Annotated in this window: 20 protein-coding genes; 12 read left to right on the top strand and 8 right to left on the bottom strand. The window is 60.7% G+C overall.

What is annotated here, in order from left to right:
• Positions 1 to 71 precede the first annotated feature (71 nt).
• Positions 72 to 1,523 (bottom strand): aldehyde dehydrogenase family protein, encoded by a 1,452-nt coding sequence (locus KUV39_RS15450; protein WP_222460231.1) that lies wholly within the window; start codon positions 1,521 to 1,523, stop codon positions 72 to 74.
• Between the two features lie 110 nt (positions 1,524 to 1,633).
• Here KUV39_RS15450 and KUV39_RS15445 point away from each other — a divergent pair, with 110 nt between their 5' ends.
• Together KUV39_RS15445 and KUV39_RS15440 are read left to right on the top strand one after the other, a co-directional pair.
• Positions 1,634 to 2,530: a LysR family transcriptional regulator gene (locus KUV39_RS15445; protein WP_037303095.1), complete on the top strand. Its 897-nt coding sequence runs from the start codon at positions 1,634 to 1,636 to the stop codon at positions 2,528 to 2,530.
• Positions 2,527 to 3,534 carry a GlxA family transcriptional regulator gene (locus KUV39_RS15440; protein ID WP_046211304.1) on the top strand — a complete coding sequence of 336 codons (1,008 nt, stop codon included), beginning with the start codon at positions 2,527 to 2,529 and terminating at the stop codon, positions 3,532 to 3,534. Before KUV39_RS15445 ends, KUV39_RS15440 begins: the two co-directional genes overlap by 4 nt.
• 16 nt (positions 3,535 to 3,550) lie before the next feature.
• Here KUV39_RS15440 and KUV39_RS15435 read toward each other — a convergent pair whose 3' ends face one another.
• The 5 genes from KUV39_RS15435 to KUV39_RS15415 form a co-directional block, all read right to left on the bottom strand.
• Positions 3,551 to 4,114, bottom strand: a complete 564-nt coding sequence (locus KUV39_RS15435) for a sarcosine oxidase subunit gamma (protein WP_222460230.1) — start codon at positions 4,112 to 4,114, stop codon at positions 3,551 to 3,553.
• Positions 4,107 to 7,076: a sarcosine oxidase subunit alpha family protein gene (locus tag KUV39_RS15430; protein ID WP_222460229.1), complete on the bottom strand. Its 2,970-nt coding sequence runs from the start codon at positions 7,074 to 7,076 to the stop codon at positions 4,107 to 4,109. The genes KUV39_RS15435 and KUV39_RS15430 overlap by 8 nt, the downstream gene beginning before the upstream one ends.
• Positions 7,073 to 7,381: a sarcosine oxidase subunit delta gene (locus tag KUV39_RS15425; protein ID WP_046211307.1), complete on the bottom strand. Its 309-nt coding sequence runs from the start codon at positions 7,379 to 7,381 to the stop codon at positions 7,073 to 7,075. Before KUV39_RS15425 ends, KUV39_RS15430 begins: the two co-directional genes overlap by 4 nt.
• A 12-nt stretch (positions 7,382 to 7,393) precedes the next feature.
• Entirely contained in the window at positions 7,394 to 8,644 is a 1,251-nt protein-coding gene (locus tag KUV39_RS15420; RefSeq protein WP_222460228.1) for a sarcosine oxidase subunit beta family protein, read from the bottom strand.
• 171 nt (positions 8,645 to 8,815) lie between these two features.
• Complete coding sequence (locus KUV39_RS15415; protein WP_244998395.1) at positions 8,816 to 10,984, bottom strand: methyl-accepting chemotaxis protein; 2,169 nt, start codon at positions 10,982 to 10,984, stop codon at positions 8,816 to 8,818.
• A gap of 459 nt (positions 10,985 to 11,443) precedes the next feature.
• On the opposite strand from KUV39_RS15415, the gene gap reads away from it, so the two are divergent.
• Positions 11,444 to 12,451, top strand: a complete 1,008-nt coding sequence (gene gap, locus KUV39_RS15410) for a type I glyceraldehyde-3-phosphate dehydrogenase (protein WP_008560641.1) — start codon at positions 11,444 to 11,446, stop codon at positions 12,449 to 12,451.
• Positions 12,452 to 12,552: 101 nt separating this feature from the next.
• Here the strand turns inward: gap and KUV39_RS15405 are convergent, their stop codons facing one another.
• Entirely contained in the window at positions 12,553 to 13,188 is a 636-nt protein-coding gene (locus tag KUV39_RS15405; protein WP_008559178.1) for a ChrR family anti-sigma-E factor, read from the bottom strand.
• Entirely contained in the window at positions 13,185 to 13,835 is a 651-nt protein-coding gene (locus KUV39_RS15400; protein ID WP_046211311.1) for a sigma-70 family RNA polymerase sigma factor, read from the bottom strand. The genes KUV39_RS15405 and KUV39_RS15400 overlap by 4 nt, the downstream gene beginning before the upstream one ends.
• A gap of 147 nt (positions 13,836 to 13,982) precedes the next feature.
• Here KUV39_RS15400 and KUV39_RS15395 point away from each other — a divergent pair, with 147 nt between their 5' ends.
• The 9 genes from KUV39_RS15395 to KUV39_RS15355 all read left to right on the top strand — a co-directional run bounded on the left by KUV39_RS15395 (position 13,983) and on the right by KUV39_RS15355 (position 23,102).
• Positions 13,983 to 15,287, top strand: a complete 1,305-nt coding sequence (locus KUV39_RS15395) for an NAD(P)/FAD-dependent oxidoreductase (RefSeq protein ID WP_209035400.1) — start codon at positions 13,983 to 13,985, stop codon at positions 15,285 to 15,287.
• Positions 15,284 to 16,036 (top strand): DUF1365 domain-containing protein, encoded by a 753-nt coding sequence (locus KUV39_RS15390; RefSeq protein WP_222460227.1) that lies wholly within the window; start codon positions 15,284 to 15,286, stop codon positions 16,034 to 16,036. The genes KUV39_RS15395 and KUV39_RS15390 overlap by 4 nt, the downstream gene beginning before the upstream one ends.
• On the top strand, positions 16,036 to 17,193 hold the full coding sequence (locus KUV39_RS15385) for an SAM-dependent methyltransferase (RefSeq protein WP_209035402.1): 1,158 nt from the start codon (positions 16,036 to 16,038) through the stop codon (positions 17,191 to 17,193). Before KUV39_RS15390 ends, KUV39_RS15385 begins: the two co-directional genes overlap by 1 nt.
• Entirely contained in the window at positions 17,186 to 17,725 is a 540-nt protein-coding gene (locus KUV39_RS15380; RefSeq protein ID WP_222460226.1) for a chalcone isomerase family protein, read from the top strand. Before KUV39_RS15385 ends, KUV39_RS15380 begins: the two co-directional genes overlap by 8 nt.
• Entirely contained in the window at positions 17,725 to 18,945 is a 1,221-nt protein-coding gene (locus tag KUV39_RS15375; protein ID WP_222460225.1) for an MFS transporter, read from the top strand. Before KUV39_RS15380 ends, KUV39_RS15375 begins: the two co-directional genes overlap by 1 nt.
• Complete coding sequence (locus KUV39_RS15370) at positions 18,945 to 19,493, top strand: DUF3833 domain-containing protein (RefSeq protein ID WP_222460224.1); 549 nt, start codon at positions 18,945 to 18,947, stop codon at positions 19,491 to 19,493. Before KUV39_RS15375 ends, KUV39_RS15370 begins: the two co-directional genes overlap by 1 nt.
• A gap of 1 nt (position 19,494) precedes the next feature.
• A complete protein-coding gene (locus KUV39_RS15365; RefSeq protein ID WP_222460223.1) occupies positions 19,495 to 20,220 on the top strand; it encodes an SDR family NAD(P)-dependent oxidoreductase in 726 nt (241 codons plus the stop codon).
• Between the two features lie 2 nt (positions 20,221 to 20,222).
• Entirely contained in the window at positions 20,223 to 20,951 is a 729-nt protein-coding gene (locus KUV39_RS15360) for an SDR family NAD(P)-dependent oxidoreductase (RefSeq protein WP_222460222.1), read from the top strand.
• Between the two features lie 171 nt (positions 20,952 to 21,122).
• Positions 21,123 to 23,102 carry a sensor histidine kinase gene (locus tag KUV39_RS15355; protein ID WP_008558857.1) on the top strand — a complete coding sequence of 660 codons (1,980 nt, stop codon included), beginning with the start codon at positions 21,123 to 21,125 and terminating at the stop codon, positions 23,100 to 23,102.
• Position 23,103 lies beyond the last annotated feature (1 nt).

Genomic DNA, 23,103 nt, shown 5'->3' with positions numbered 1-23,103 from the left:
CTCCAATTACGCGGGATGGGCGCAGCTATCGGCGCACGCGCCGATAGCAACCAAGTTCATCTGCCCTTGCATCAGACCGGCTTACCGGCGCTGATGTAGGCGGTCTTGACGGTGGTGTAGAACTCCGCCGCTGCCTTGCCCTGCTCGCGCGGACCATAAGAGCTGTCGCCGCGCCCACCGAAGGGCACGTGATAATCCGTGCCAGCGGTCGGCAGGTTCACGGTCACCACACCGGTGCGCGCGTTGCGGCGGAAGTGGGTGGCGCGGGCCAGCGACTGGGTGACAATGCCCGACGTCAGGCCAAAGTTGGTGTCGTTGACCACCGCCAGCGCCTCGTCATAGCTGCCGACCTTGATCACGCTGGTCAGCGGCGCAAACATTTCCTCGCGGTTGATGCGCATATCGTTGGTGGTGTTCAGGAACACGCCGGGGGACATGTAGAACCCCTGGTGCGGCATCTCCAGACGCAGGCCACCGCAGGCCAGCTCGGCGCCCTCGGTCTTGCCGAGGTCCACATAGGCCAGGTTTTCGTTCAGCTGCTGCTCGCTCACCACCGGGCCCATCTGCACGCCCGCTTCCAGCGCGTGGCCCACTTTCATGGCCTGTGCGCCTGCCACGAGTTTCTCAACAAAGGCATCGTGCACAGCTGCGTGGACCACGAGCCGGGAGGAGGCGGTGCATTTCTGGCCGGTCCCGCCAAAGGCACCGCCCAGCGCCAGGGAGACGGCCAGATCCAGGTCAGCGTCATCCATCACTGCCAGCGCGTTCTTCGATCCCATCTCCATCTGCACCTTGGTCAGGTTCTGGATGGCAGCAGCGGCGATCCCTTTGCCCACCGGCACCGAGCCCGTGAAGGAAATGGCGTTCACCTTGGGGCTTTCGACCAGACGCTGGCCGATCGAACGGCCAGAGCCCATCACCAGCGAGAACAGACCCTTGGGGATGTCCTGACGCGCGATGATTTCGGTCAGGGCAACAGCCGATGCAGGAGTGATGTTGGCAGGCTTCCACACCACCGCGTTGCCATAGCAGAGCGCCGGTGCGATTTTCCACGAAGCCGTTGCGGTCGGGAAGTTCCAGGGCGAGATGATTGCTACCACGCCCGCCGCCTCGCGGCGCACGTCCACTTCGATGTCCGGGCGCACGGAGTCGGCGTTCTCACCAATCTGGCGCAGGCACTCGGCAGCATAGTAGGTAAAGAACTGGCCGGCGCGGTAAACTTCGCCCTTGCCCTCGGCCAGCGGCTTGCCTTCTTCGCGCGACAACAGCGTGCCCAGTTCTTCGGCCCGCGCCATCAGCTCGTTGCCGATGTTCATCAGCACAGCCTGTTTGCGCTCCAGCCCGTAAGCAGCCCATTCGCGCTGCGCCACCTGCGCCTGATCCAAAGTCGCCTCCAGCTGATCGGCGCTGGCTTGGGCGAACATGCCAACCAGATCGCTCAGATCCGACGGGTTGCGGTTTTCGATTTCGCTCTCGCCCGCCAGCCATTCGCCGGCAATCAGGTTTTTCTGGAGATCGGTCATGGATGCATCGCCTCTGACAAATTTGAGTTGCCACGGGTATGGACACTGACCCACCATTCAATCAAACTAAAATTACTGAACCCAATTTCAAGCAAACTGAAGCAAAGAGCGTGACCATCAAAATCGAACTCCTGCGAGGCTTTGCTGTTGTGGCACGCAGCGGAAACCTCAGCGATGCGGCTGACATTCTCGGGCGCACCCCGTCGGCCGTCTCCATGATGCTGAAGCAGTTGGAAACCCACCTCGGGGAGCCGCTGTTTGAAACCGACCGCAAGAACAAACTTACGGCGCTTGGCGCATATGTTCTGGAGCAGGCAGAACGCGAGTTGCAGCAGTTCGACAATATGGTCAAAGCAATCGAAGGCTACGCCAATGCCACCCATGGACATGTGCGTATTGCCACTGTCCCGTCCGTAGCCGGGTCCATCATGCCCGTGGTGTTTTCAAAGTACATCAAGGACTTCAGCAAGATGGACATCGAGTTGCGGGATATGGATTCCAACTCCATTCTGCATGAATTGTCCCGGAACCGTATCGACATTGGCATCGCGACCATGGGGGAAAACAGCGCGGGACTACACAGCCAGCATCTGCTGTCAGATGCCTTCGGTGTTATCTGTCACCCCTCTCATCCCCTTGCGCAGAACCGCGGGCCTGTCGACTGGCAGGCCCTGACGGGAGAGCGACTGATAGCAAACAGTCTCTCTGCGGGTATCGATGTCCCTGCCTGTAAAACACTGCATGCAAATGCCCTGCTGACCGCACAGAACCTGACCTCCATCATGGCGATGGTACATGCCGAAATCGGAATCACGATTCTGCCGGAAATGGCTGCGCGGGCGGCCAATGCGACCGGGCTGATCTTTCGCCCATTGGCCGATTCGCTGGCAAAGCGGCAGATTCACATGCTCCGGAAAAGAGAGGCCGCCCTCTCCCCCGCCGCGCGGCTGGTCGAACAACACATTCTCGCCTGTACTGCAGACATGATCCAAGGACCAACGGCATGACCGATGCCCCTGCCCCCATTTCCCTCGCCATCCTGATCTTTCCCGGATTTCCGATGGCCTGTCTGACCTCCTGCATTGAACCGCTGCGGGCGGCGAATGAAATCTCCGGACAGGAAGCGTTCCGCTGGACCGTCGTCGCCGAAACAGAGGAGCCGGTGGCCTCTTCTGCCGGGGTGACCTTTGCGCCGGACGCAAAATTGTCCGATCTGCAGCCGCACGACTATCTTCTGTTCACCGCAGGCCCGAACGCCCAGTTTGCACATCCCTCGCGGGCCAATGCAGCCCTGCAACGGCTGATGCGCAACAAAACCCGGCTTGGGGCCTTCAGCGGGGGCGTGTTCCCGCTTGCGCGGACCAAAATGATCGACACCAATCCACTGTCTGTCCATTGGTGCTATGAAGCCGCCTTCGAGGCGGAATTCCCCGAATTGGATGCACGCAGCACCGTTATCTGCGATGAAGGCGACTTTCTGACGATCTCTGGCGCATCAGCCGTTTTTGACCACATGCTGACCCTGATCGAAACCCATCTGGACGGCAGTGTCATGGCAGAGGTCGCCTGCTGGTTCCAACACCCCTACGTGCGCAGCGCCACCTCGGCTCAGAAAACCCCTGCCTTCTCCACGGCCAAGAGCATGGATCTGATGCCCAAAAAGGTCGCTCAGGCCATCGAGCATTTCGCCGAACATATCGAAAGCCCGATCCAGATCAGTGATGTCGCGGATGCCATCGGCGTTTCACCACGCTCGCTGGAGCGCAGCTTCAAGGAAGCCACAGGGCAAAGCCCACTGAAGTACTATCGCATGATGCGCATGAACCAAGCCCGTCAGCTGGTGCTTTATTCCAGCACCTCGGTGACGGAAATCGCCTATATGGTCGGCTATGGCACGCCCGGTGCCTTTTTGCGGATCTACCGCGAAACGTTCGGCGTGACGCCGATCAACGACCGGCGCGCCAAGAACTCTCTTCGTGTCAAAAGCGGCGACGCTCTGCCCGCGGGCTGACGCGGGCGCGCCATTCTCAGGCGACGGAACGCGCGGCCGTCACAAGGGCATGATGGAGCGATGCCGCAGAAGAGCGCGGCCCGAGAACCACCATCTGGTCCTCAGCCGTCCGCCAAAGAAAAACGCCCAGATGCTCCACCGTGCTGCGACAGGCGCTGCCAGGGGGCATTGCACGCACATCAGCCTTGGTCAGACGCTCAAACAGATCACACAGCTTCTTCCCGGTGACATCAAAGCGGCACCATGCGTCCGTCTGTTCCACCACCGAGGCCCTATCACCGAGCGTCGCCTTCAGTTGCTGCGCCAGCAGCTCGTGCGTTTCGTGCGGAGCCGCGCACATCCACTGCGACGGGCTGATCCAGAACGCAGCCAGTTCCCCCGCCTGCGCCGCCTTGCCAGCAACCGGCAAATCCAGACCGTGGTTCTGCGCCATTGCCGAGATCACGGCCGCCTCCTGCCCGTTTCGCGCCGCCACTGACGCAAACGCCGTCTCGACGGTCTCGGCGATTTCAAACTGCCCAATCCGGTCAACACGCGGCGTGTGAGACCCAAGCGGTGTCAGTGGTTTCAGTTTATGCACGGAGCTTCTCCCCTTCCGGGTCCACAAAATGGGCGCTGACAATCTCGACCAGCATTTCCTGTTTCTCCAACGGGTTGACCAGACGTAGCTGCTCTCCCAGGCGCTCTGCCCCGCCTTTGACAAACCCAAGCCCAATGGCCGTCCCAAGGGTGGGCGAATAGGCAGCAGAGGTCACATATCCCTGATCATGCGCCGCATCGACAGGGCCCGACGCAGCCATCAGATGCCCCCCGGCAGGGAGGCTCTGTGCTGGGGTCACGGGCTTCAGGCCGACCAAGCGCAGGGCATCATCGGTGTTCATGCCTTCTCGGCGGCTCAGCACGTTGCCGATGCAATCCCTCTTGCCAGATACCATCCGCCCCAGGCCAAGGTTCAGCGCGGTGGTCGTTCCGTTTAGCTCATTGCCCGCGGCATGTCCTTTTTCGATCCGCATGACCCCCAGCGCCTCGGTTCCGTAGGGCGTGACGTCAAACGCCTCGCCTGCGGCCATCATTTCCCGCATGAGCGCATCGCCATACCGGGTCGGCACCGCGATTTCATAGGCCAGCTCACCAGAGAACGAGATCCGGAACAGCCGCGCCCGGCAGCCCCCGCAAACGGTGATTTCACCGCAGGCCATAAAGGGAAAGGCGTCATTGGAGATATCAAACTCAGGATCAACGATCTTTTGCAGGAGTTTGCGCGCATTCGGCCCTGCAACCGCGTATTGCGCCCAGGCTTCGGTGGTTGAAATCAGCTGAACATCCATGTCCGGACACAGACACTGGCGAACGAATTCCATGTTCCGATAGACCAAAACGGCGTTGGCCGTGGTTGTGGTCACAACAAAATGGTCCTCAGCGAGGCGCGCGGCCGTGCCGTCGTCATAGGCAACACCGTCTTCGCGCAGCATCAGACCATAGCGCACCTTGCCAACTGGCAGCTTTGCAAAGCCATTGGCGTACATCATGTTCAAAAAGGCTGCCGCATCCGCCCCCTGCACATCGATTTTTCCCAGCGTAGTGACGTCACAGATCCCGACAGAGCGACGGGTCTGCTGCACCTCGCGATCCACAGACTGGCGCCAATGGGTTTCACCCGGTTTGGGAAACCACTGCGCCCGCAGCCAGTTGCCAACCTCGACAAACACGGCGCCCTGTTCCTCCGCCCAGGCGTGGCTCGGCGTCAGGCGGGTCGGATGGAAATCCTTGCCCACTGCGCGCCCAGCAAGCGCCCCCATGGCAACCGGCGTGTAAGGCGGACGAAAGATCGTGGTTCCCGTCTGGGGAATGGACTTGCCGGTCAGCTCTGCCATCACCGCGAGGGCGCCAACATTGGACGTCTTGCCCTGATCGGTCGCCATCCCAAGCGTGGTATAGCGCTTTAGATGCTCAACCGCGGTAAAGTTCTCCTGGTGGGCCAGCTTGACGTCCTTGACGGTGACGTCGTTCTGAAAGTCGAGCCAAGCGCGCTTGGCGCCCTGCACGTGCCAGAATGGCGTCAGAGACACGGGTGCGTCCTCCGCCTTTGGCAGCTCTGGCGCAGGCACTGTGAACCCCAGATCTGCCAGCGCCTCCCCTGCCTGCTCTGCCCCGCTGCGCAGGGCGGCGTCGGTGGACATGGCCCCCATCGCGGCCCCTGCAACATGCTGGCCAACTGGCAAGTCCTGTCCGGGGACAAAGGCATGGAGATCGCTATCCCAAACCGGGCGCCCTCGCTGATGGCAGGTCAGGCCAAGGTTCGGGTTCCATCCGCCAGACATGGCCAGCGCACCACAGGGGATGATCCGGGTTTGACCATTGGCCATCCGCACCGTGACAGAGCGGAGCCCCAACCGCCCGGCGGTCCCCACGATCTGTGCACCCGCAAGGAGCTCAATTCCGGGGATTTCAGGGGGATCTGGGCGTACGTCGACCACTGCAGGCACATCCACGCCTTTGGCCTGCAGGTCACGCGCAGTTTGATGCGCATCGTCATTGTTGGCAAAAATCACCACCGAAGACGCAGGTGTCACAGCCCAGCGGTTGGCAAAAGAGCGCACCGCCCCAGCCAGCATGATGCCCGGTCGGTCGTTGTTTTCAAACGCAATGGGCCGCTCAATTGCCCCTGTCGCGATGATCGCCCGCTTGGAGTAAATCCGCCAGAGCGTCTGGCGGGGCTTACCCGCATCAGGCGCTGCGACATGATCCGCGTTCCGTTCGACCGCGCCGTAAATCCCATGGTCATATGCCCCAAACACCGTCGTGCGCGGCAGAATGCGGACGTTGTCCATCGCTGCAAGCTCTGCCTGGACCTGACCCGCCCAATCTGCGCCCGCAATGTCCGCCAATGGCTGTGCTTCGCTCAACAGGCGACCACCCAGCAAGAAATCTTCATCTGCCAGGATCACCCGCGCACCCGCCCGGCCCGCCGTCAGCGCCGCCGCCAGCCCCGCAGGCCCAGCCCCGACCACCAAAAGATCACAGTGCAGAAACCCTTTGTCATAGGCATCCGGATCGGCGTCTCCTGTCAGGCGACCCAGCCCTGCTGCCTTGCGAATAATGGGTTCATAGAGTTTCTCCCAAAATGCCTTGGGCCACATGAACGTCTTGTAATAGAACCCGGCGGTCAGGAAATTGGCGAACCGATCATTGATCGCCATCATATCGCGTTCCAGCGAGGGCCAGCGGTTCTGCGACCGCGCGTCCAACCCGTCAAATAGCTCTGCGACCGTGGCACGGGTGTTGGGTTCCTGCCTGCCGCCCGTGCGCAATTCAACCAACGCGTTTGGCTCTTCGCTGCCCGCGCTCAGCAAGCCGCGCGGCCGGTGATATTTGAATGATCGCCCCATCAGGCGCACGCCATTCGCCATCAACGCCGAGGCCAAGGTATCACCACTGCAGCCCTGATAGCTCTGCCCGTCAAAGCGAAATGACAGCGGCTGGCCACGATCTACCAGACCTCCGCTCAGCCGGTTCACCTGCTGCGTTGATACCGCGCTCATTGCGAGGGCTCCTGGGCAAGGTTGGCCGCCTTTTGGGCAAGGGCAACATCCCGGGCCAGCTCGACCTTGAGGATCTCATGGGTGACAGTGTTGCGGGTCACGACCAGCCAGGAGCGATCCCCCTGTTCATGAAACCAAAGTTCACGATGCTCACCAGCCGGATTTTCGCGAAGATACAGATAGTCGTGGAACTGCTGCAGCGCGGTCTCAGACAGCCAGTACGGGCGGTTCATCAGCCCCGCATCGCCGAGATAGGTGAACTCCTGCGCATCGCGCGGCCCCAATAGCGGATGGTTGATAATCATCTCGTCTTGTCCTTAGTGCAGGTTGGGTTGGGCGCCCTGGCCCTTTTCGTCGATCATGTGACCGCTCATGAACCGGTCCAGGCGATAGGCCGTGGCGGTTTCATGGGGGCGGTCGGTTTTCAGGAGATGGGCAAAACAATAGCCCGCGGCAGGGGTGGCCTTGAAACCGCCGTAACACCAACCGCCATTGAAATAGAGCCCTTCGATATCGGTCCGGTCGATGAAGGGAGAGCCATCCATCGACATATCCATGATGCCGCCCCAACTGCGCAGCAGCCGCGCCCGGCCCAGCGCCGGGATCAGGGACATGCCGCTTTCGACCACATCCTCGACCACTGGCAGATTGCCGCGTTGCGCGTAGGAATTGTACATGTCGATGTCGCCGCCAAAGACAAGGCCGCCCTTGTCCGACTGGCTGCAGTAAAAATGCCCCGCGCCGTAGGTGATGACACCGGGAATGAACGGTTTCAGCCCCTCAGAGACAAACGCCTGCAGCACGTGGCTTTCGATGGGCAGACGCATCCCTGCCAAGGCCATCACCCGGCTGGAATTACCCGCAACCGACACGCCGACCTTGCCCGCGCCGATATAGCCACGAGAGGTCTCCACCCCTTGAACCTTGCCGCCCTCGATCCGCAGGCCGGTGACTTCGCAGTTCTGGATAATGTCGACGCCGCGCATGTCGGCGCCGCGGGCGTAGCCCCATGCCACCGCATCATGGCGCACGGTTCCACCCCGGCGGTGCAGCAGCCCACCCTTGATGGGAAAACGCGCATCATCAAAGTTGAGGAACGGGTACATCGCCCGCACCCCTTCCGTATCCAACAGCTCTGCATCCGAGCCGTTCAGGATCATCGCATTGCCGCGTCTGCGCGCTGCATCACGCTGGGCATCGGTGTGAACCAGATTCAGGATGCCGCGTTGGCTCACCATCGCGTTATAGTTCAGATCCTGCTCGAGGTTTTCCCACAGCTTGAGAGAAAACTCATAAAACGGCTCGTTTCCGTCCAGCAGATAGTTCGAGCGGATGATGGTGGTGTTGCGGCCGACATTACCGCCCCCAATCCAGCCCTTTTCCAGCACTGCGATCCGGGCAGCGCCAAACACTTTCGCCAGATAATAGGCCGTTGCCAGACCATGACCGCCGCCACCGATAATCACATAGTCATAGTGCGATTGAGGCGCGACATCCCGCCATTGCGGGCGCCAGCCCTTGTGCCCCGTCAGGGCCTCTTTGATCAGTCCAAGCGCAGAGTACCGCATGCCAGCTCCTGTTCCTTGCAGGAGCATTTGCCCAATAAGCGCGCCGACTGACCGTGGCGGTTCCGGACGAGTTTATATCCGGAACCGACATCGACCACCGATTGTCGCCCTTGGCGTGACGAGCAGTGGCATATGTTGTGCCGCCGCATCCTGTATCAACAAGAGCCCGTCTTAGGCTGAGCGCGCAGAAGTGGCCGGAAATGGAGCTGATTCTACGTGGTATGGCACCGTTTCCGACAGCCCTGCATCAATGGGGTCCACCCCTCCCCGCGCAGCGCCGCCTGCAGAGCTGATCCTGAACTTGTCCACCAGATCCGCAAGTTTCGTAGCATCGCCGTCCAGCATATGTCCGGCGGCAGTCGCTTCCTCCACCATCGCGGCGTTTTGCTGGGTGACCTGATCCAATTGGCTCACGCCGGTGTTGATTTCGTTGAGGCCGGTTGATTGCTCAACCGCCCCTTCGGCGATCTCTGACACCAGTTGCGAGACATGATTGATCCGCTCGACAATGCTGGTGAGGGCATCACCTGCTTTCCCGACCAGCTCAACGCCATGATCGACCTGACGCGAGCTGTCCTCGATAAGCGTCTTGATTTCCATCGCCGCATCAGAGGACCGCTGCGCCAAGGCGCGCACTTCGCTTGCGACCACCGCAAACCCACGCCCCGCCTCGCCTGCACGGGCGGCCTCTACCCCGGCATTGAGAGCCAGAAGATTGGTCTGAAAGGCAATGTCATCGATCACCGAAATGATCTGAGATATCTTGCCTGAGGATTGCTCGATCTCAGTCATGGCAGACACGGCGTTCTGCACCACGACCCCGCTGGTTTCTGCTTCCTGACGGGTTTCGGCCATCGTGTGCTCAACCGTGCGGGTTCGCTCGGCGCCAGAGCGGATGCTGGCGGTCATCTCTTCCAACGCTGCTGCGGTTTCTTCCAGCGTGGCAGCCTGGCTTTCGGTGCGATAAGACAGATCACTGGAAGATTGCCGAATTTCGGCCGCGCCGTTGCGAATACTGGCTGCCGCATCTGCGATCAGCCCGAACGTCGCCCCAAGCGTTGCAAGGGTATCGTTGAAATCGCCGCGCAATCCCTCGAAAGACGGCGGAAAGGGCGTGTCGATGGTTGCTGTCAGATCGCCGTCCGACAGGCGGGTCAAATGCGCCTTCACGGTCTGGAAAACACCTGCCTGTTCTTCCTCTCTTTGTTTCTGGGCCGCCTCCAGGGATTGCGCAGAGGTGCGCATCGCCAGGGACTCGTCCTTGAAACCATCGACCGCGCGCGCCATGCGGCTCAGTTCATCATTGCCGGTCGTCCCCTTGATTTCGACATCAAAGTCACCGCGGGTAAAGGCGTCGACCGCCATGGTCAGGGCACGGATCCGACGGATCATCAGCTCAAAACAGCCGATTGCAAACAGCATGACCGCGATGGAGGCCGCAACCGCAACCATCACGAGGCGATTGAGCGCAGTGCCGCTGCGCACCTCAACCTCGCGGGCGAATTCAACGATGCGGGTGTTGATCTTCTGCTCCTCGGCTCTCAGCAGGTCGATCCAGGCGGAGGATGCCTGAAACCACGCGCTGCCGGAAATATCCGCGGCCTGCCCTTTTTCGTAGTTGGCAACAAGTTGGCGGCGCAGCGTTTCCAGTGTCAGATACTCAGGTGACTGCTGCAAACCAGCAATCCAGCTGCCCTCGTCCAATGCCGCTGAGGCCTCAGCCAGCAGAGCATCCTGCCCCCCGACAAGGGATACAAACCTGTCGTGCAGGGCCAGATCAAATCCTTGCCCAATTCCCACAGCACCCGTTGCACGTTCCAGACCGGCACGTTCTTTGGCGGTGCTCATCAGGAAGCGCGCCTGCAAGAGCGCCTGAAACCGGCTGGAATTGTCCACGCTGATCGCCGCCCGCGACACATGCAGCAGATTGTTGATGATGCCGGTGTAATAAGACGCCATGTCCGGCACCGGAATGGCCAGCCCGTCCACATTGGCCCGCATCACCGACAATTCAGCAAGGGCAGTTTCTGATGTGCGGTAGGCGTCTGGGTGGTCAGCTGCCAAGCGCGACACCTGCCCCAACGTCCGCCCCAGCACGGCGTCGGTCGCTGCGCGTTGGCTTGTCAGATCCGCTGCGAAATTCTGCCCCTTGGAGGACAGAAACCCAGCCGAGAACCCGCGCTCTCGCTGGAGTTCATGGATCAGATCACCGATCAGCCGATCTTCCGCGGTCTTTTCAGCGGCAATGACAGCAACCTGATGGTTTTGTCGCTGATTGTTGATCTCCATCAGCACGAAAACCCCAGCCAGCGCCAAGAGCGGTCCAATTACCAGTAACATTACAAGTCTAAGTCGCATGAAAACACCCAAAACAACCCAAGGATACACGCGCCATCCTGACAATCCTGGATTTACAAATGGTAACCTACACAACCCCTGCATGCTTCTGGTCGGATATCGTCCAAACTGTCCGCAATTGTGGCAAGAGGCGGCAGAACAGGACCAAACCAGAATGGTGATGCGCTCCGGTTCTGAGGGCACCCCTGCGGGATCTGCCCGTTGCCGCGTCACGTTGCCGTGATCGCGCCCACAGATAGAGCCAAATTTTCCCGTCTTTTCAATCACCTGAAAATACGGCGCGCACCCTGCGCGTCCGTTTTTGGCTGGGCCGCCGTGTCAGGGCATCGGCTGCGCTCTTGATTTCCGACAGTGTTAGCGATAACGATGCCGCAAACATCACACTCTAGAGGCCGAAATTCTTTTTGCACCGGCCTGCATAACCCAGTCGGAGTTGCACTTATGACCTTGAAAATTGCGATCAATGGATTTGGCCGGATTGGCCGTGGCGTGATGCGCGCCCTGCTGGAAAACAACGTCGAGGACGTCACCGTTGTTGCGATCAACGACCTGTCCCCGGCAGACACGCTTGCACATCTGCTCAAATACGACAGCGTGCACGGCCGCCTCGCGGCAAAGGTCACGGTCGACGGCGACACCATGCAAGTCGGCAAGCACAGCATTCGACTGACCGCGATCCGCAACCCCGAGGAGCTGCCTTGGCAGGACGTGGACATTGCCTATGAATGCACCGGTCTGTTCACCACACGCGACAGCGCTGCCAAGCACCTGCAGAATGGCTCCAAGCGGGTTCTGATCTCTGCCCCCGGCAAAGAGGTCGACCGCACCGTTGTTTATGGCGTGAACCACGGCGATCTGACCAAGGACGACATTATCGTCTCCAATGCGTCTTGCACCACGAACTGCCTCGCACCGGTTGCCAAGGTTCTGGATGACGCCTTTGGTATCAAGACCGGCTACATGACCACAATTCACGCCTATACAGGCGACCAGCCGACACATGACACCAGCCACAAGGATCTCTATCGGGCGCGCGCTGCGGCGCTGTCGATGATCCCGACCTCGACTGGCGCAGCCCGCGCCATTGCCGAAGTTCTGCCCCACCTCAAGGGCCGCCTCGAAGGCTCTGCGATCCGGGTACCGACACCCAATGTGTCTGTGGTTGACCTGAGCTTTGTGCCGGAAAAAGACGCCACAGTCGAAAGCGTGAATGCCGCGCTCAAGGCCGCGGCCGAGGGCGACTTGGCCGGGATCCTGTCCTACGAAACTGACCCGCTCGTTTCGATCGACTTCAACCATGACCCGCATTCGTCCTGTTTCGCCGCACCGCAGACCGCCGTCACCTCCGAAGGTCTGGTCCGTGTCGTAAGCTGGTACGATAACGAATGGGGCTTCTCCAACCGCATGATCGACACCGGCCGCCATATGGGCAAGGTGATGAACGGCTGATCATAGCCGAGGCGTACAACCGCGCGTCACAATCGAAAAGGGCTGCCAATTGGCAGCCCTTTGTCGTTTCACAGGCCCATTTCCTCACGGGCCCACGGTGTTCAGATCCGAAAGATCGGCTGCAAGAGGCGCGGAACAAGGGAACGGAACCGCAACGCTGCGTCCGTCGCCGCAAGGCAGATGCACGCCACGCCGTCTTCGGCCACCGGGGTATGTTCCAGGTCATCGTCAGCCACCTCCAGATCGCCAACGCCAAAGCGGCCGGTTTCGTCCCGAAACGCGCCCTGCAGGACCAGCGTCAGCTCCAAGCCATTGTGGCCGTGGTCTGGAACGGCTTGCCCTCCGGGGATGTACAAAAGCCGGACACTGCCGCCCTCGTCATGGCTGAGAATGGACTGGCGCACCCCCATGCCGAGGCTCTTCCACTTGGGCGGCAAGCCGCCGAGCGCCTCCATGACCGGTGCGGGAAAGATGCCGGACCGCTCATAGCGCGGGGTCTCGATGACCGGCTCGTCCAACATGTCAAAGACGCGCTGACGCAGCCCGCCGGAGAGATCGGCAGTGCCGCAGCTTTCCAGGATGGATCCCCCAACCGCCTCATGTGCGGTGGCGCGGGCGCGACAGTCATCGCACATGGACAGGTGGGTTGCGACCACCAGCGAATAGGCCTGTGGCAGCGATCCTGACACATAGGCAACCAACAGAGGGTCCGGGATATGATGACGCACACCGGTCATGTCAGTCCTTGTTCCTTCAATTCGTGACGCAGCCGCTCTAGACCGAGACGGATGCGCGATTTTATCGTACCAAGCGGCAATCCGGTCTGGTCCCGGATATCCGAATGAGTGAGCTCCCCAAGGTAGGCCTTTTCGACCATTTCCCGCTGGGCGGGTTTCAGGCGGCGCAACGCGGCGCGCAGTTTCTGTGTTTCCTGATCCAGCGCCAGCACCTGGGCTGCATCTTCCTGTGTCTCTTCCGGCAGCTTCAGCTCTTCCGGGACTGGCCTGCGCTCCTTGCGGATGACGTCGATCTGGCGGTTGCGGGCGATCTGAAAAATCCACGCAGACACCTGCGCACGCTCTGGATCAAACATCGCCGCCTTGCGCCACACGGTCAGCATGACATCCTGCACGACATCCTCTGCCTGACTGGGTGACATGCCAGAGCGGCAAATCACGCCTTTCAGCCGGGGCGCGAAATAATCGAACAGGCGACCAAACGCCACCCGGTCGCGGTTGTCGCGCACCGCCAGCATCCAGACCGTTTGGTCAGATAGGCTTTCCCGTTCCACTTTTTCCCTTTCACGCACAGCACTTGTGTCACGGTCTACCGTAACTGGAGCGTCGAGCGCTGCAAGAGATTGGTCGCTTAGCGAGGTCAGCATACCGGGATTACGGTGCTTTTACGCTTTTGGATCACCGCGCCTGCCACTTTTTTCAAAAATTTTGTCTTCCAGATCATTTCATACGTTCATTTTTGATCCGACGCCCCCAACCCAGCGTAACAAGTTGAAAACACAAATGGAGACAGCATGTCGTTTGATGCATTTTCATCTGCCCGCCAGCGTATCGCGATCGTCGGCGGTGGCATTTCCGGCCTGGCGGCAGCGTGGCTGTTGGCTAAGACGCATAACGTCACCCTATTCGAGGCCGCACCGCGCCTTGGCGGGCATGCCCGTACTGTTCTGGCGGGGCGCAACGGCGATCAGCCGGTTGATACCGGGTTTATTGTCTTCAACTACGTGAACTACCCACATCTGACGTCGATGTTTCGCGATCTGGATGTGCCTGTTGTCAAAAGCGACATGAGTTTCGGAGCCACCATCGGGGACGGCAGCGTCGAATACGGTTTGCGCAACCTCGGTGCCCTCCTCGGGCAAAAACGCAACGCAGCGCGCCCTGCCTTTTACCGAATGGTGCGCGATATCCTTCACTTCAACGCCAAGGCTGTGCAGGCGGCCAACACCGATAGCGTCACAATCGGTGAGCTGGTGAATGAGCTGAAGCTGGGGGACTGGTTCCAACGCTACTACCTGATGCCGATCTGCGGGGCGATCTGGTCGACCCCGCCCGAAGAAATTCGCGATTTCCCGGCCCAGTCCCTGGTTCGTTTCTTCCGCAATCACGCTCTCCTCAGCGCAACGGGCCAGCATCAATGGTGGACCGTGAAAGGAGGCAGCATCGAATATGTCCGCCGCCTGACCGCGCGGCTGGAACAGATGGGGTGCCAATTGCGCCCCGGCACCGCCGTCCGTGGTGTTCAGCGCACCGCCGAAGGTGTGCGCATCCATCTGCCGGACGGCACCGAAGAGGCTTTTGATCAGGTCATCATGGCCTGTCATTCCGATGACAGCCTGCGCCTGCTGACACATCCGACAGAGGACGAAAAGAAAATCCTCGGCGCGATGCGCTATCAGGACAACGAAATGATCCTGCATCATGACGCGCAGCAGATGCCCAAGCGGCGCGCCTGCTGGTCCTCCTGGGTTTATAAGGCCGACCAGCAAGACGATCGCACCGCAATCGGTGTCACCTACTGGATGAACCGGCTGCAGAACATCGACGAACGCGATCCGCTGTTTGTCTCGCTGAACCCCGTCTCGCCGGTGCGCGAGGAGATGATCTACGATCAAAAAACATTCCGCCACCCGGTGTTCGACAAGGCCGCATTGCGAGCGCAGCAACAGATCAAGGACATCCAAGGCGACAATCACACCTGGTTCGCGGGTGCCTACCTGCGCCACGGGTTTCACGAAGACGGGTTTGCCAGCGCCGTTCGCGTCGCACGTGACCTGCAGGCGCGGGATGCCCAGATCCATGAGAGGATCCCCGCATGAGCCATTGGCCCGACCATATCGCAGGCCAGACAACCCACGCGCGCCACGGGCAGATCTCCAACGCGTTTCGCTATGGCGTCGATTACGTGCTGATCGACCCGCGCAGCAGCCACGGCCCTCTTCTGTTTTCGCGCAACCGGTTTAACCTCGCCTCGGTGAGGGACCGCAACCATGGCGGACGCCCCGGCAAGGGATCAGGCGTTGCCTGGGCCGAAAGCGTGTTTGCAAATGCAGGTTTGTCGCTAGAGGGCACCACGATCCGCCTGCTGACACAACCGGGCTACCTCGGCCATGTGTTCAACCCCGTCAGTTTTTGGCTGGCCTTTCGCGGAGACCGCCTGCATGCGGTCATCGCCGAGGTGAACAACACCTTCGGGGATCGGCACAGCTATCTCTGCCACAAGCCTGATTTCACCGCGATCGCCGCCAGTGACCGACTGGTGGCGCAAAAGGTCTTTCACGTCTCTCCCTTTCAGGAGATTGCAGGCGATTACCGCTTCAACTTTGACATAACCCCCCGCCGCATTGCGATCCGCATCGATCACCGCAATGGCAAGGAGGGCGTGATCGCCACCCTCACAGGTCCACGCCGTCCGCTGACAAACCGCGCGCTGCTTTTGGCCAGCCTGCGCCGTCCGGCAGGCACCATGCGCACCGTCGCCCTTATCTACTGGCAGGCGCTGAAACTGAAACTCAAGGGCGCGACGTACCGCCCTCGCCCCACACCACCCGAACACGAGATCAGCTGATGCTTTTTATTACCAAACGCGTAAAACATGACTTTCTTGACAGCTGCACCCGCATTCGCAACGGCAGCCTGCGGCTGACCACGCCAGAGGGCGACACCCACGACTTTGGCAAGGGCGACCCACAGGCGGATCTTCATATCCACGACTGGAGCGCGATCACCGCCACCGCGGCGCGCGGCGATATCGGGCTGGGAGAGACCTATGTGGCGGGGCTTTGGGAAACCTCCAGCATCGAGAATGTCATCAAGGTCGCGCTGCTCAATCTCGATCACCTGTCCGATTTTGCCTATCCCAGTTTCTGGGCAGGCCTGAAGTTTCGCGTTGTCGATCGGTTGCTGCGCGCCAATTCGGTCAAGGGGGCATCGCGCAACATCAAGGCGCACTACGATGTCGGCAATGAATTCTACCAGCTCTGGCTGGACGAAAGCATGACCTATTCCTCCGCGCTCTATGCGCCCGGAGATGATGATCTGGGCCGCGCACAGACCCGCAAATACGACCGCGTGCTCAGCCGTCTCGGGGCGGGGGAGCGGATTCTGGAAATCGGTTGTGGCTGGGGCGGCTTTGCAGAACGCGCCACAGAGACAGGTCGCCATGTCACCGGGCTGACCATTTCACCCAGCCAGTTTGGCTATGCCGACGCCCGAATGGACGGGCGCGCCGATATCCGGCTCTGCGACTATCGCAACAGCGAAGGCACCTACGACAACATCGTCTCCATCGAAATGATCGAGGCGGTGGGCGAACGCTACTGGCCAAGCTATTTTTCGACAGTAAAGAGCCGCCTTGCGGAAAACGGGCGCGCCGTCATTCAGGCCATCACGGTTCAGGACAGCTATTTCGATATCTATCGCAACTCATCGGACTACATCCGCCAATATACCTTCCCCGGCGGGATGCTGCTGTCAGATGCGGTGATTTCCCATCAAGCCCGAAGCGCAGGGCTGAAGGTCAAGAACAGCTTTGCCTTTGGTCCCGACTACGCCCGCACCTGCCGCACCTGGGCAGATCGACTGGTAGATATGTCGCCCAAGATCCAGGGCCTTGGCTATGGCGAAGGCTTCCTGCGCAACTGGCGTTATTACCTTGAGGCCTGCGCGGCCTCCTTTGAGGTGGGGCAGACCGATGTTGTCCAAGTGGAGATTGCTCATGCGTGACATTGCGATACCGATCCTCAGCCGACTGACCGGCGTCATTGCCTCTTGTGCAATCGCTGCCTTTTGCAGTGTCGCCACCCCCTCAAAGGCCGAAATCGGCCTTTCTGCGCCAACCAAGCTGGGTGAAGTCACGTTTCGCTGGCTCGGTCTGCCACTTTACGACGCGAGCCTGTTTCTCGAAGGCGAAGAGCAATTCGACTGGAACACGCCGCTGGCGCTGCGCCTGTCGTACCGCCGGGCCTTTAGCAAGGATCAGCTGATGCGCGCCACCGCCGCGGAAATCGAACGGCTAGAGGGCCAACGCCCGGATCAGGCCCAGTTTCTGCAAAAACTGGACCAGTGCTTTCGGGATGTCGGTGCAGGTGACAGTTTTGTTGCCAGTTCCCCCTCTCGCAACCAGGTGGCGCTATATCTGAACGGCCGACGCACCTGCTCTGTCCGTCACCCTGACGCGCGCAAGCGCTTTCTCAACATCTGGCTGTCCGACAACAGCCGTGCCGCGCGCCTCTCGCGGGAGCTGCGGGGCCAGTAATGCAGGCGCACCGGATCTCTCTCTTTGCGTTGATGCTGGCAGCCGCCGGCCTGCCGCTCTACATCCATCTGCCGCGATTTGCGACGGCGGAACTGGGTGTGAGCCTAGGCACGCTGGCGGTGGTTCTCGCAGGGATCCGGGTGCTTGATTTCGTGCAGGATCCCCTGCTGGGCTGGATCACCGACCGCTGGCCACAAGAAAGAGCAACCTTCGCAGCCCTGGCCGCATTTGGCATGGCAGGCGGTTTCATCCTTCTCTACTCGGCGCGGCCCAATGCCGGTGGCGTGGTGCCCTGGCTGGTTGTGGCGCTGGTGTTGCTGTTTACGGCCTATAGCCTTGGCACTGTCCTGTTTTATGGCCAAAGCACCACATTGGCAGGCAGCCCCGAGGCGCTGATCAAACTGGCAAGCTACCGCGAAGCCGGGACATTGGCAGGCATCATCATCGCAGCCCTCGCCCCTACGGCGCTGGTCGCATTCGGTGCGGCGCAGGGCGGATACCCCGCCTTTGGGTGGGTGCTGGCGTGCCTGTGCGTTCTGGTGTGGTGGATAACCCGTGGACTATGGACCAATGAAGCGCCGCGGGAGGAGCCGCTCTCTCTTGGTGCGCTGCGCGATGCTGGCGGGATCAGGCTGTTGGCGCTTGCGCTGGTAAACAGCCTGCCCGTCGCCATGACCTCGACCCTGTTTCTGTTCTTCGTCGAAGACAAGCTGCTGCTGCCGGATCTCGCCGGGCCCTTTCTGGTTCTGTTTTTCCTGGCGGCCGGCCTGTCCGTACCCCTGTGGAGCCGGGCCGCCGACCGGTTGGGCGCGCAGCAAGTGTTGTTTCCCGCAATGCTGCTTGCGATCCTGTCCTTTGCCGGGGCGGCCTTCCTCCCACAGGGGGCGGGCGTTGGCTTTGCGTTGATTTGCATCGGGTCCGGCGCGGCCCTTGGTGCCGATATGGTCATCCTGCCGGTCTTGTTTTCCCGCACGCTCGCGCGCGCCGGGCTACAGGCAGGTCAGGCATTTGGCCTGTGGTCCTTTGCCGCGAAACTTGCATTGGCTGCGGCGGCTGTCCTTCTTCTTCCTCTCTTGCAAATGAGCGGTTTCCAACCCGGCGCCGAGAACAGCGCAGCGGCGCTTCAGACACTGACCTGGGCCTACGCGGTCATTCCCTGCTGCATCAAACTCATCGCCGTGGCGATGGTTCTCCGACTACCCAGAAAGGTAATCTCCTGATGAAACTCCTGCTTGTAGCGATTATTGCCTTGCTGCTACTGGCGCTTCTTCGGCCCGGTTTCGGCTTTCGCAGTCAACGCCCCCACCACTACGAGGGAACCGACCCCGTCTTTGACATTCGCACCCATCTGAGCGGCGAGATGATCTCGGAAGGGATCATCTATGGCCCGATGGGGCGCGTCGTATCGCGTTTTGTTGCGATGATGAATGGCGAGTGGAGCGATGACACCGGAACGCTGAGCGAGGATTTCGCTTATGCGGGCGGCAATACCCAGGCCCGCAAATGGTATCTCACCATGGGAGAAGACGGCGCATTCACGGCCACCGCGGATGATATCATCGGCGAAGGACAAGGCCAGCAAACTGGCGCGACCGTTCAGCTGCACTACCGCATCCGCCTCCCCGAAAGCGCGGGCGGCCATGTCCTTGACGTCACCGACTGGATGTACCTGATGGAGAACGGCACCATCATGAACCGCTCTGAAATGCGCAAATTCGGCATCAAGGTTGCCGAGCTGGTGGCCACCATTCGCCCGAAAGGCAACTGAGATGTTTGCAGGCAAGACATGGTGGCTCGTCGGGGCGAGCGAGGGGTTGGGCCGCGCCATCGCAGCCAAGATGGACGCAGAAGGCGCGCGCCTGGTTCTGTCAGCCCGCAGCGCAGACAAGCTGGACGACCTGGCAAATGAACTGTCTGACGCCACCGCCCTTCCGTTGGATGTGACAGATCCTGACAGCATCCAGCAGGCGGTGGAGCATATCGGGCAAATTGACGGTGTGCTTTATTGTGCCGGTGCCTACGACCCGATGCCCGCACAGGATTGGGACCCCGAAAAGGTAGAGCTGATCTGCGACGTGAACTTCATGGGGGCCATGCGGGTGGTGGGGCGTGTCATCCCGCAGATGGTAGAGCGCAACAGCGGCCACATCGCCCTGATCGGCTCTCTGGCGGGTCACACTGGTCTGCCCGGCGCGACCGGCTATGGGGCCTCCAAGGCCGCGGTCATGCATATGGCAGAAAACATGCAAGCCGATCTCCATAAGACACCGATCAAGGTGCAGGTCATCAATCCGGGCTTTATCGAAACACGCCTGACCGCCAAGAACGATTTCAACATGCCGATGATCCAGACGCCTCAGGAAGCGGCGGACGCCTGCATGCGCGCCCTGCGCAGCGGGCGGTTTTCAACCAGCTTCCCCGCGCCTTTTTCTTGGGTCTTTACCATTGGCAAACACCTGCCCCGCCGCCTGTTTCTGAAACTGATGGGAAGCTGAGAATGACCCTGCCCCGCAATGTGATCATCTTTGGCGCCTCCGGCGGCATAGGTTCGGCGCTGGTCGACCACTACGCAGCCCAGCCCAATGTCGAAACGCTCCACGCCATTGCGCGCCGCCCCCTGCCCGAGCGGCCAGGCGTGCAAAATCATCGCGTCGACATCACGGACGAGGCCGCACTGGAAACGCTGGCCGGCCAGATCCGACAGTCCAAGGTCCATCCTGATCTGATCGTGGTCGCCACCGGAATTCTATCGGACGAAAATGGCCTGCAGCCAGAAAAGTCCTATCGACAGCAATCCGTTGCTGCCTTTGAACAGGTCTTTGCGATCAACACCTTTGCCCCGGCTATGATTGCGCGCCAATTTCTCGGACTGATGCCACGGAAATCACCCGCTACCTTTGCCGCACTTTCGGCGCGCGTCGGGTCGATCAGTGACAACCAGCTGGGCGGCTGGCACGCCTATCGCGCCTCCAAGGCCGCTCTGAACATGCTGATCCGGAACTATGCCATCGAAATGGGACGCACCCATGAACAGCTGATCTGTGTCGGATTGCACCCCGGCACCGTGCGCACCGACCTGTCTGGCCCGTTTTCCAAGAACGTCCCAGAAGATAAGCTGTTCGACCCGGCGCAGGCTGCAGGGTATCTGGCTGACGTGCTTGCAGGGCTTACCCCCGGCGACAGCGGCGCGGTGTTTGATTGGGCCGGAAAGGCGATCCCCGCCTGACAGGGGCCGACCCCAAGCCCAGCCATCAGGCAAAACACAAGGCGGGTCCGCAAAGGTGGGGCCAGGCCGTTCCTGCCCGGCCTTGCCGCTCTCCCCTTGGGCATGCGACACTGATCTTGTCCGGGCCTGCACCGGTAAACCGAACTGATCAGCCCACGGGACAGCATCGCCTTGAAATCCGTCCGCCTCCGCCTCCTGCTGCTTGCGCTGTTGCCGCTGGCCGTGATGATGCCGCTCTTGCTGGTTGTGGCGATGGCCCGATGGAACGCGGACTATGATGACGTTCTGATCGTCAATGTGGAAAGCGACCTGAAGATCGCGGACCAATATCTGCGGCAGCTGAAAAACGGAACCGGCGATGATCTGGCGGCGATTGCAGGCTCTGCCCGCTTTGCCGAAGTGCTGAGCGACCGCCCCCATCTTCAGCTGGATTTTCTGGATCGTGAACGCGCCCGGTTGCAGCTGGATTTTCTTTATTACCTGCCCATGCGCAGCATAGACCGCGATGCCCGCCGCTGGCCGGTGATCGAACGGGCAAGCACCGGCTTGCTGGCCTCTGAAATCGATATCTTTTCAGCGGCTGATCTTGATGCGATTTCCTCTGAACTGAGCGCCCGCGCCCGCATCCCCCTGATCGAAACCGAAGCCGCCGTTCCCACGACCCGCCCGGCAGAAGATCGCGGCATGGTCATCCACTCGGCCGCGCCGGTAACGGTAGAGGGCGCGCGCGGCGTTCTGGTGGCCGGACGGTTGCTGAACCGTGACCTTGATTTCATCGATACGATCAATGCGCTTGTCTATCTGGGCGACAGCCACAGGATCAGCCGCAAGGGAACCGCAACCCTGTTTCTGGGCGACACCCGTGTGTCAACCAACGTGCGCCTGTTTGAGGATGTCCGTGCCCTTGGCACTCGTGTATCGCGGGCTGTTCGCAATGCGGTGCTGATCGAGGGAGAGACCTGGCTCGACCGGGCCTTTGTGGTCAACGACTGGTATATCTCCGGCTACCTGCCCCTGACCGACAGCTTTGGCGACCGGGTCGGCATGCTTTACGTCGGTTTTCTAGAGGCGCCTTTTGCAGCGGCCAAATTCTCGGCCTATTGGACCGTCGTTCTATCGTTCCTGTCGGTTCTGCTGCTGTCAGCACCGCTATTTCTGTGGCTCGCCAAGGGGATCTTTGCTCCGCTTGAAAAGATGAGCCGTACAATGGGGCGGGTGGAACGGGGCGATCTGACAGCCCGCAACGGGCACATCGGGCGTCAGGATGAGATCGGTCAGGTCTCTGCCCATCTCGACAGCCTGCTGGATCAGGTGCAGGAGCGCGACCAGAAACTGCGCGACTGGGCAGAAGAGCTGAACGAGAGGGTTGACCAGCGCACCGCCGAGCTGCGCGCGGCCAACGAAAAACTGGAAGCAACCTTCAAACAGCTGGTGATGAGCGAAAAGCTCGCCTCTATCGGGGAAATCACTGCCGGGGTCGCGCATGAAATCAACAACCCCGTTGCCGTCATTCAGGGCAATGTCGACGTGGTGCGCATGACACTTCCACCAGAGGCCGGGGCCGAGGTCGCAACAGAGCTGGACCTGATCGACAACCAGATCCTGCGGATCAGCGCCATTGTCGGCAAGCTGCTGCAATTCGCCCGCCCCTCAGAGTTTGGCACCTTCGAGGAAAGCCTGGATATGGCGCCGGTGGTCAGCGACTGTCTGGTTCTGGTCGATCATGTCGTCACCAAACAGGCAATCACTGTTGAGAAGGACTTCGAAACAAGCCCACAGGTGCGGATCGATCCCGGTGAGCTGCAGCAGGTGGTGATCAACCTCATACTCAACGCAGCCCAGGCCATGGGCGGGAGCGGCACGCTCACGCTCACCCTGCGGGAACTGGATCATGACGGGGCCCCCGGTGCATGCCTTACCGTTGCAGACACAGGCCCCGGCATTGCCGAGGATGTGCTGCCTTCGGTGTTCAACCCGTTCTACACCACCCGCCTTGGCGAAGGCACCGGACTGGGCCTGTCGATCAGCCAGACCCTGATTCAGCGGGTCGGCGGATATATCACCGCCGACAACCGCATCGTGGACGGCAGTGTCACAGGGGCCGTTTTCACCATCTGGCTACCGGCAGCACAGGCAGAACAGGCCGCCTGAG

It is taken from the genome of Phaeobacter italicus, from assembly GCF_019801785.1.
In the GTDB taxonomy this organism is placed as follows: Bacteria; Pseudomonadota; Alphaproteobacteria; order Rhodobacterales; family Rhodobacteraceae; genus Phaeobacter; species Phaeobacter italicus.
This window is presented reverse-complemented; position numbering and strand designations above follow the sequence as displayed.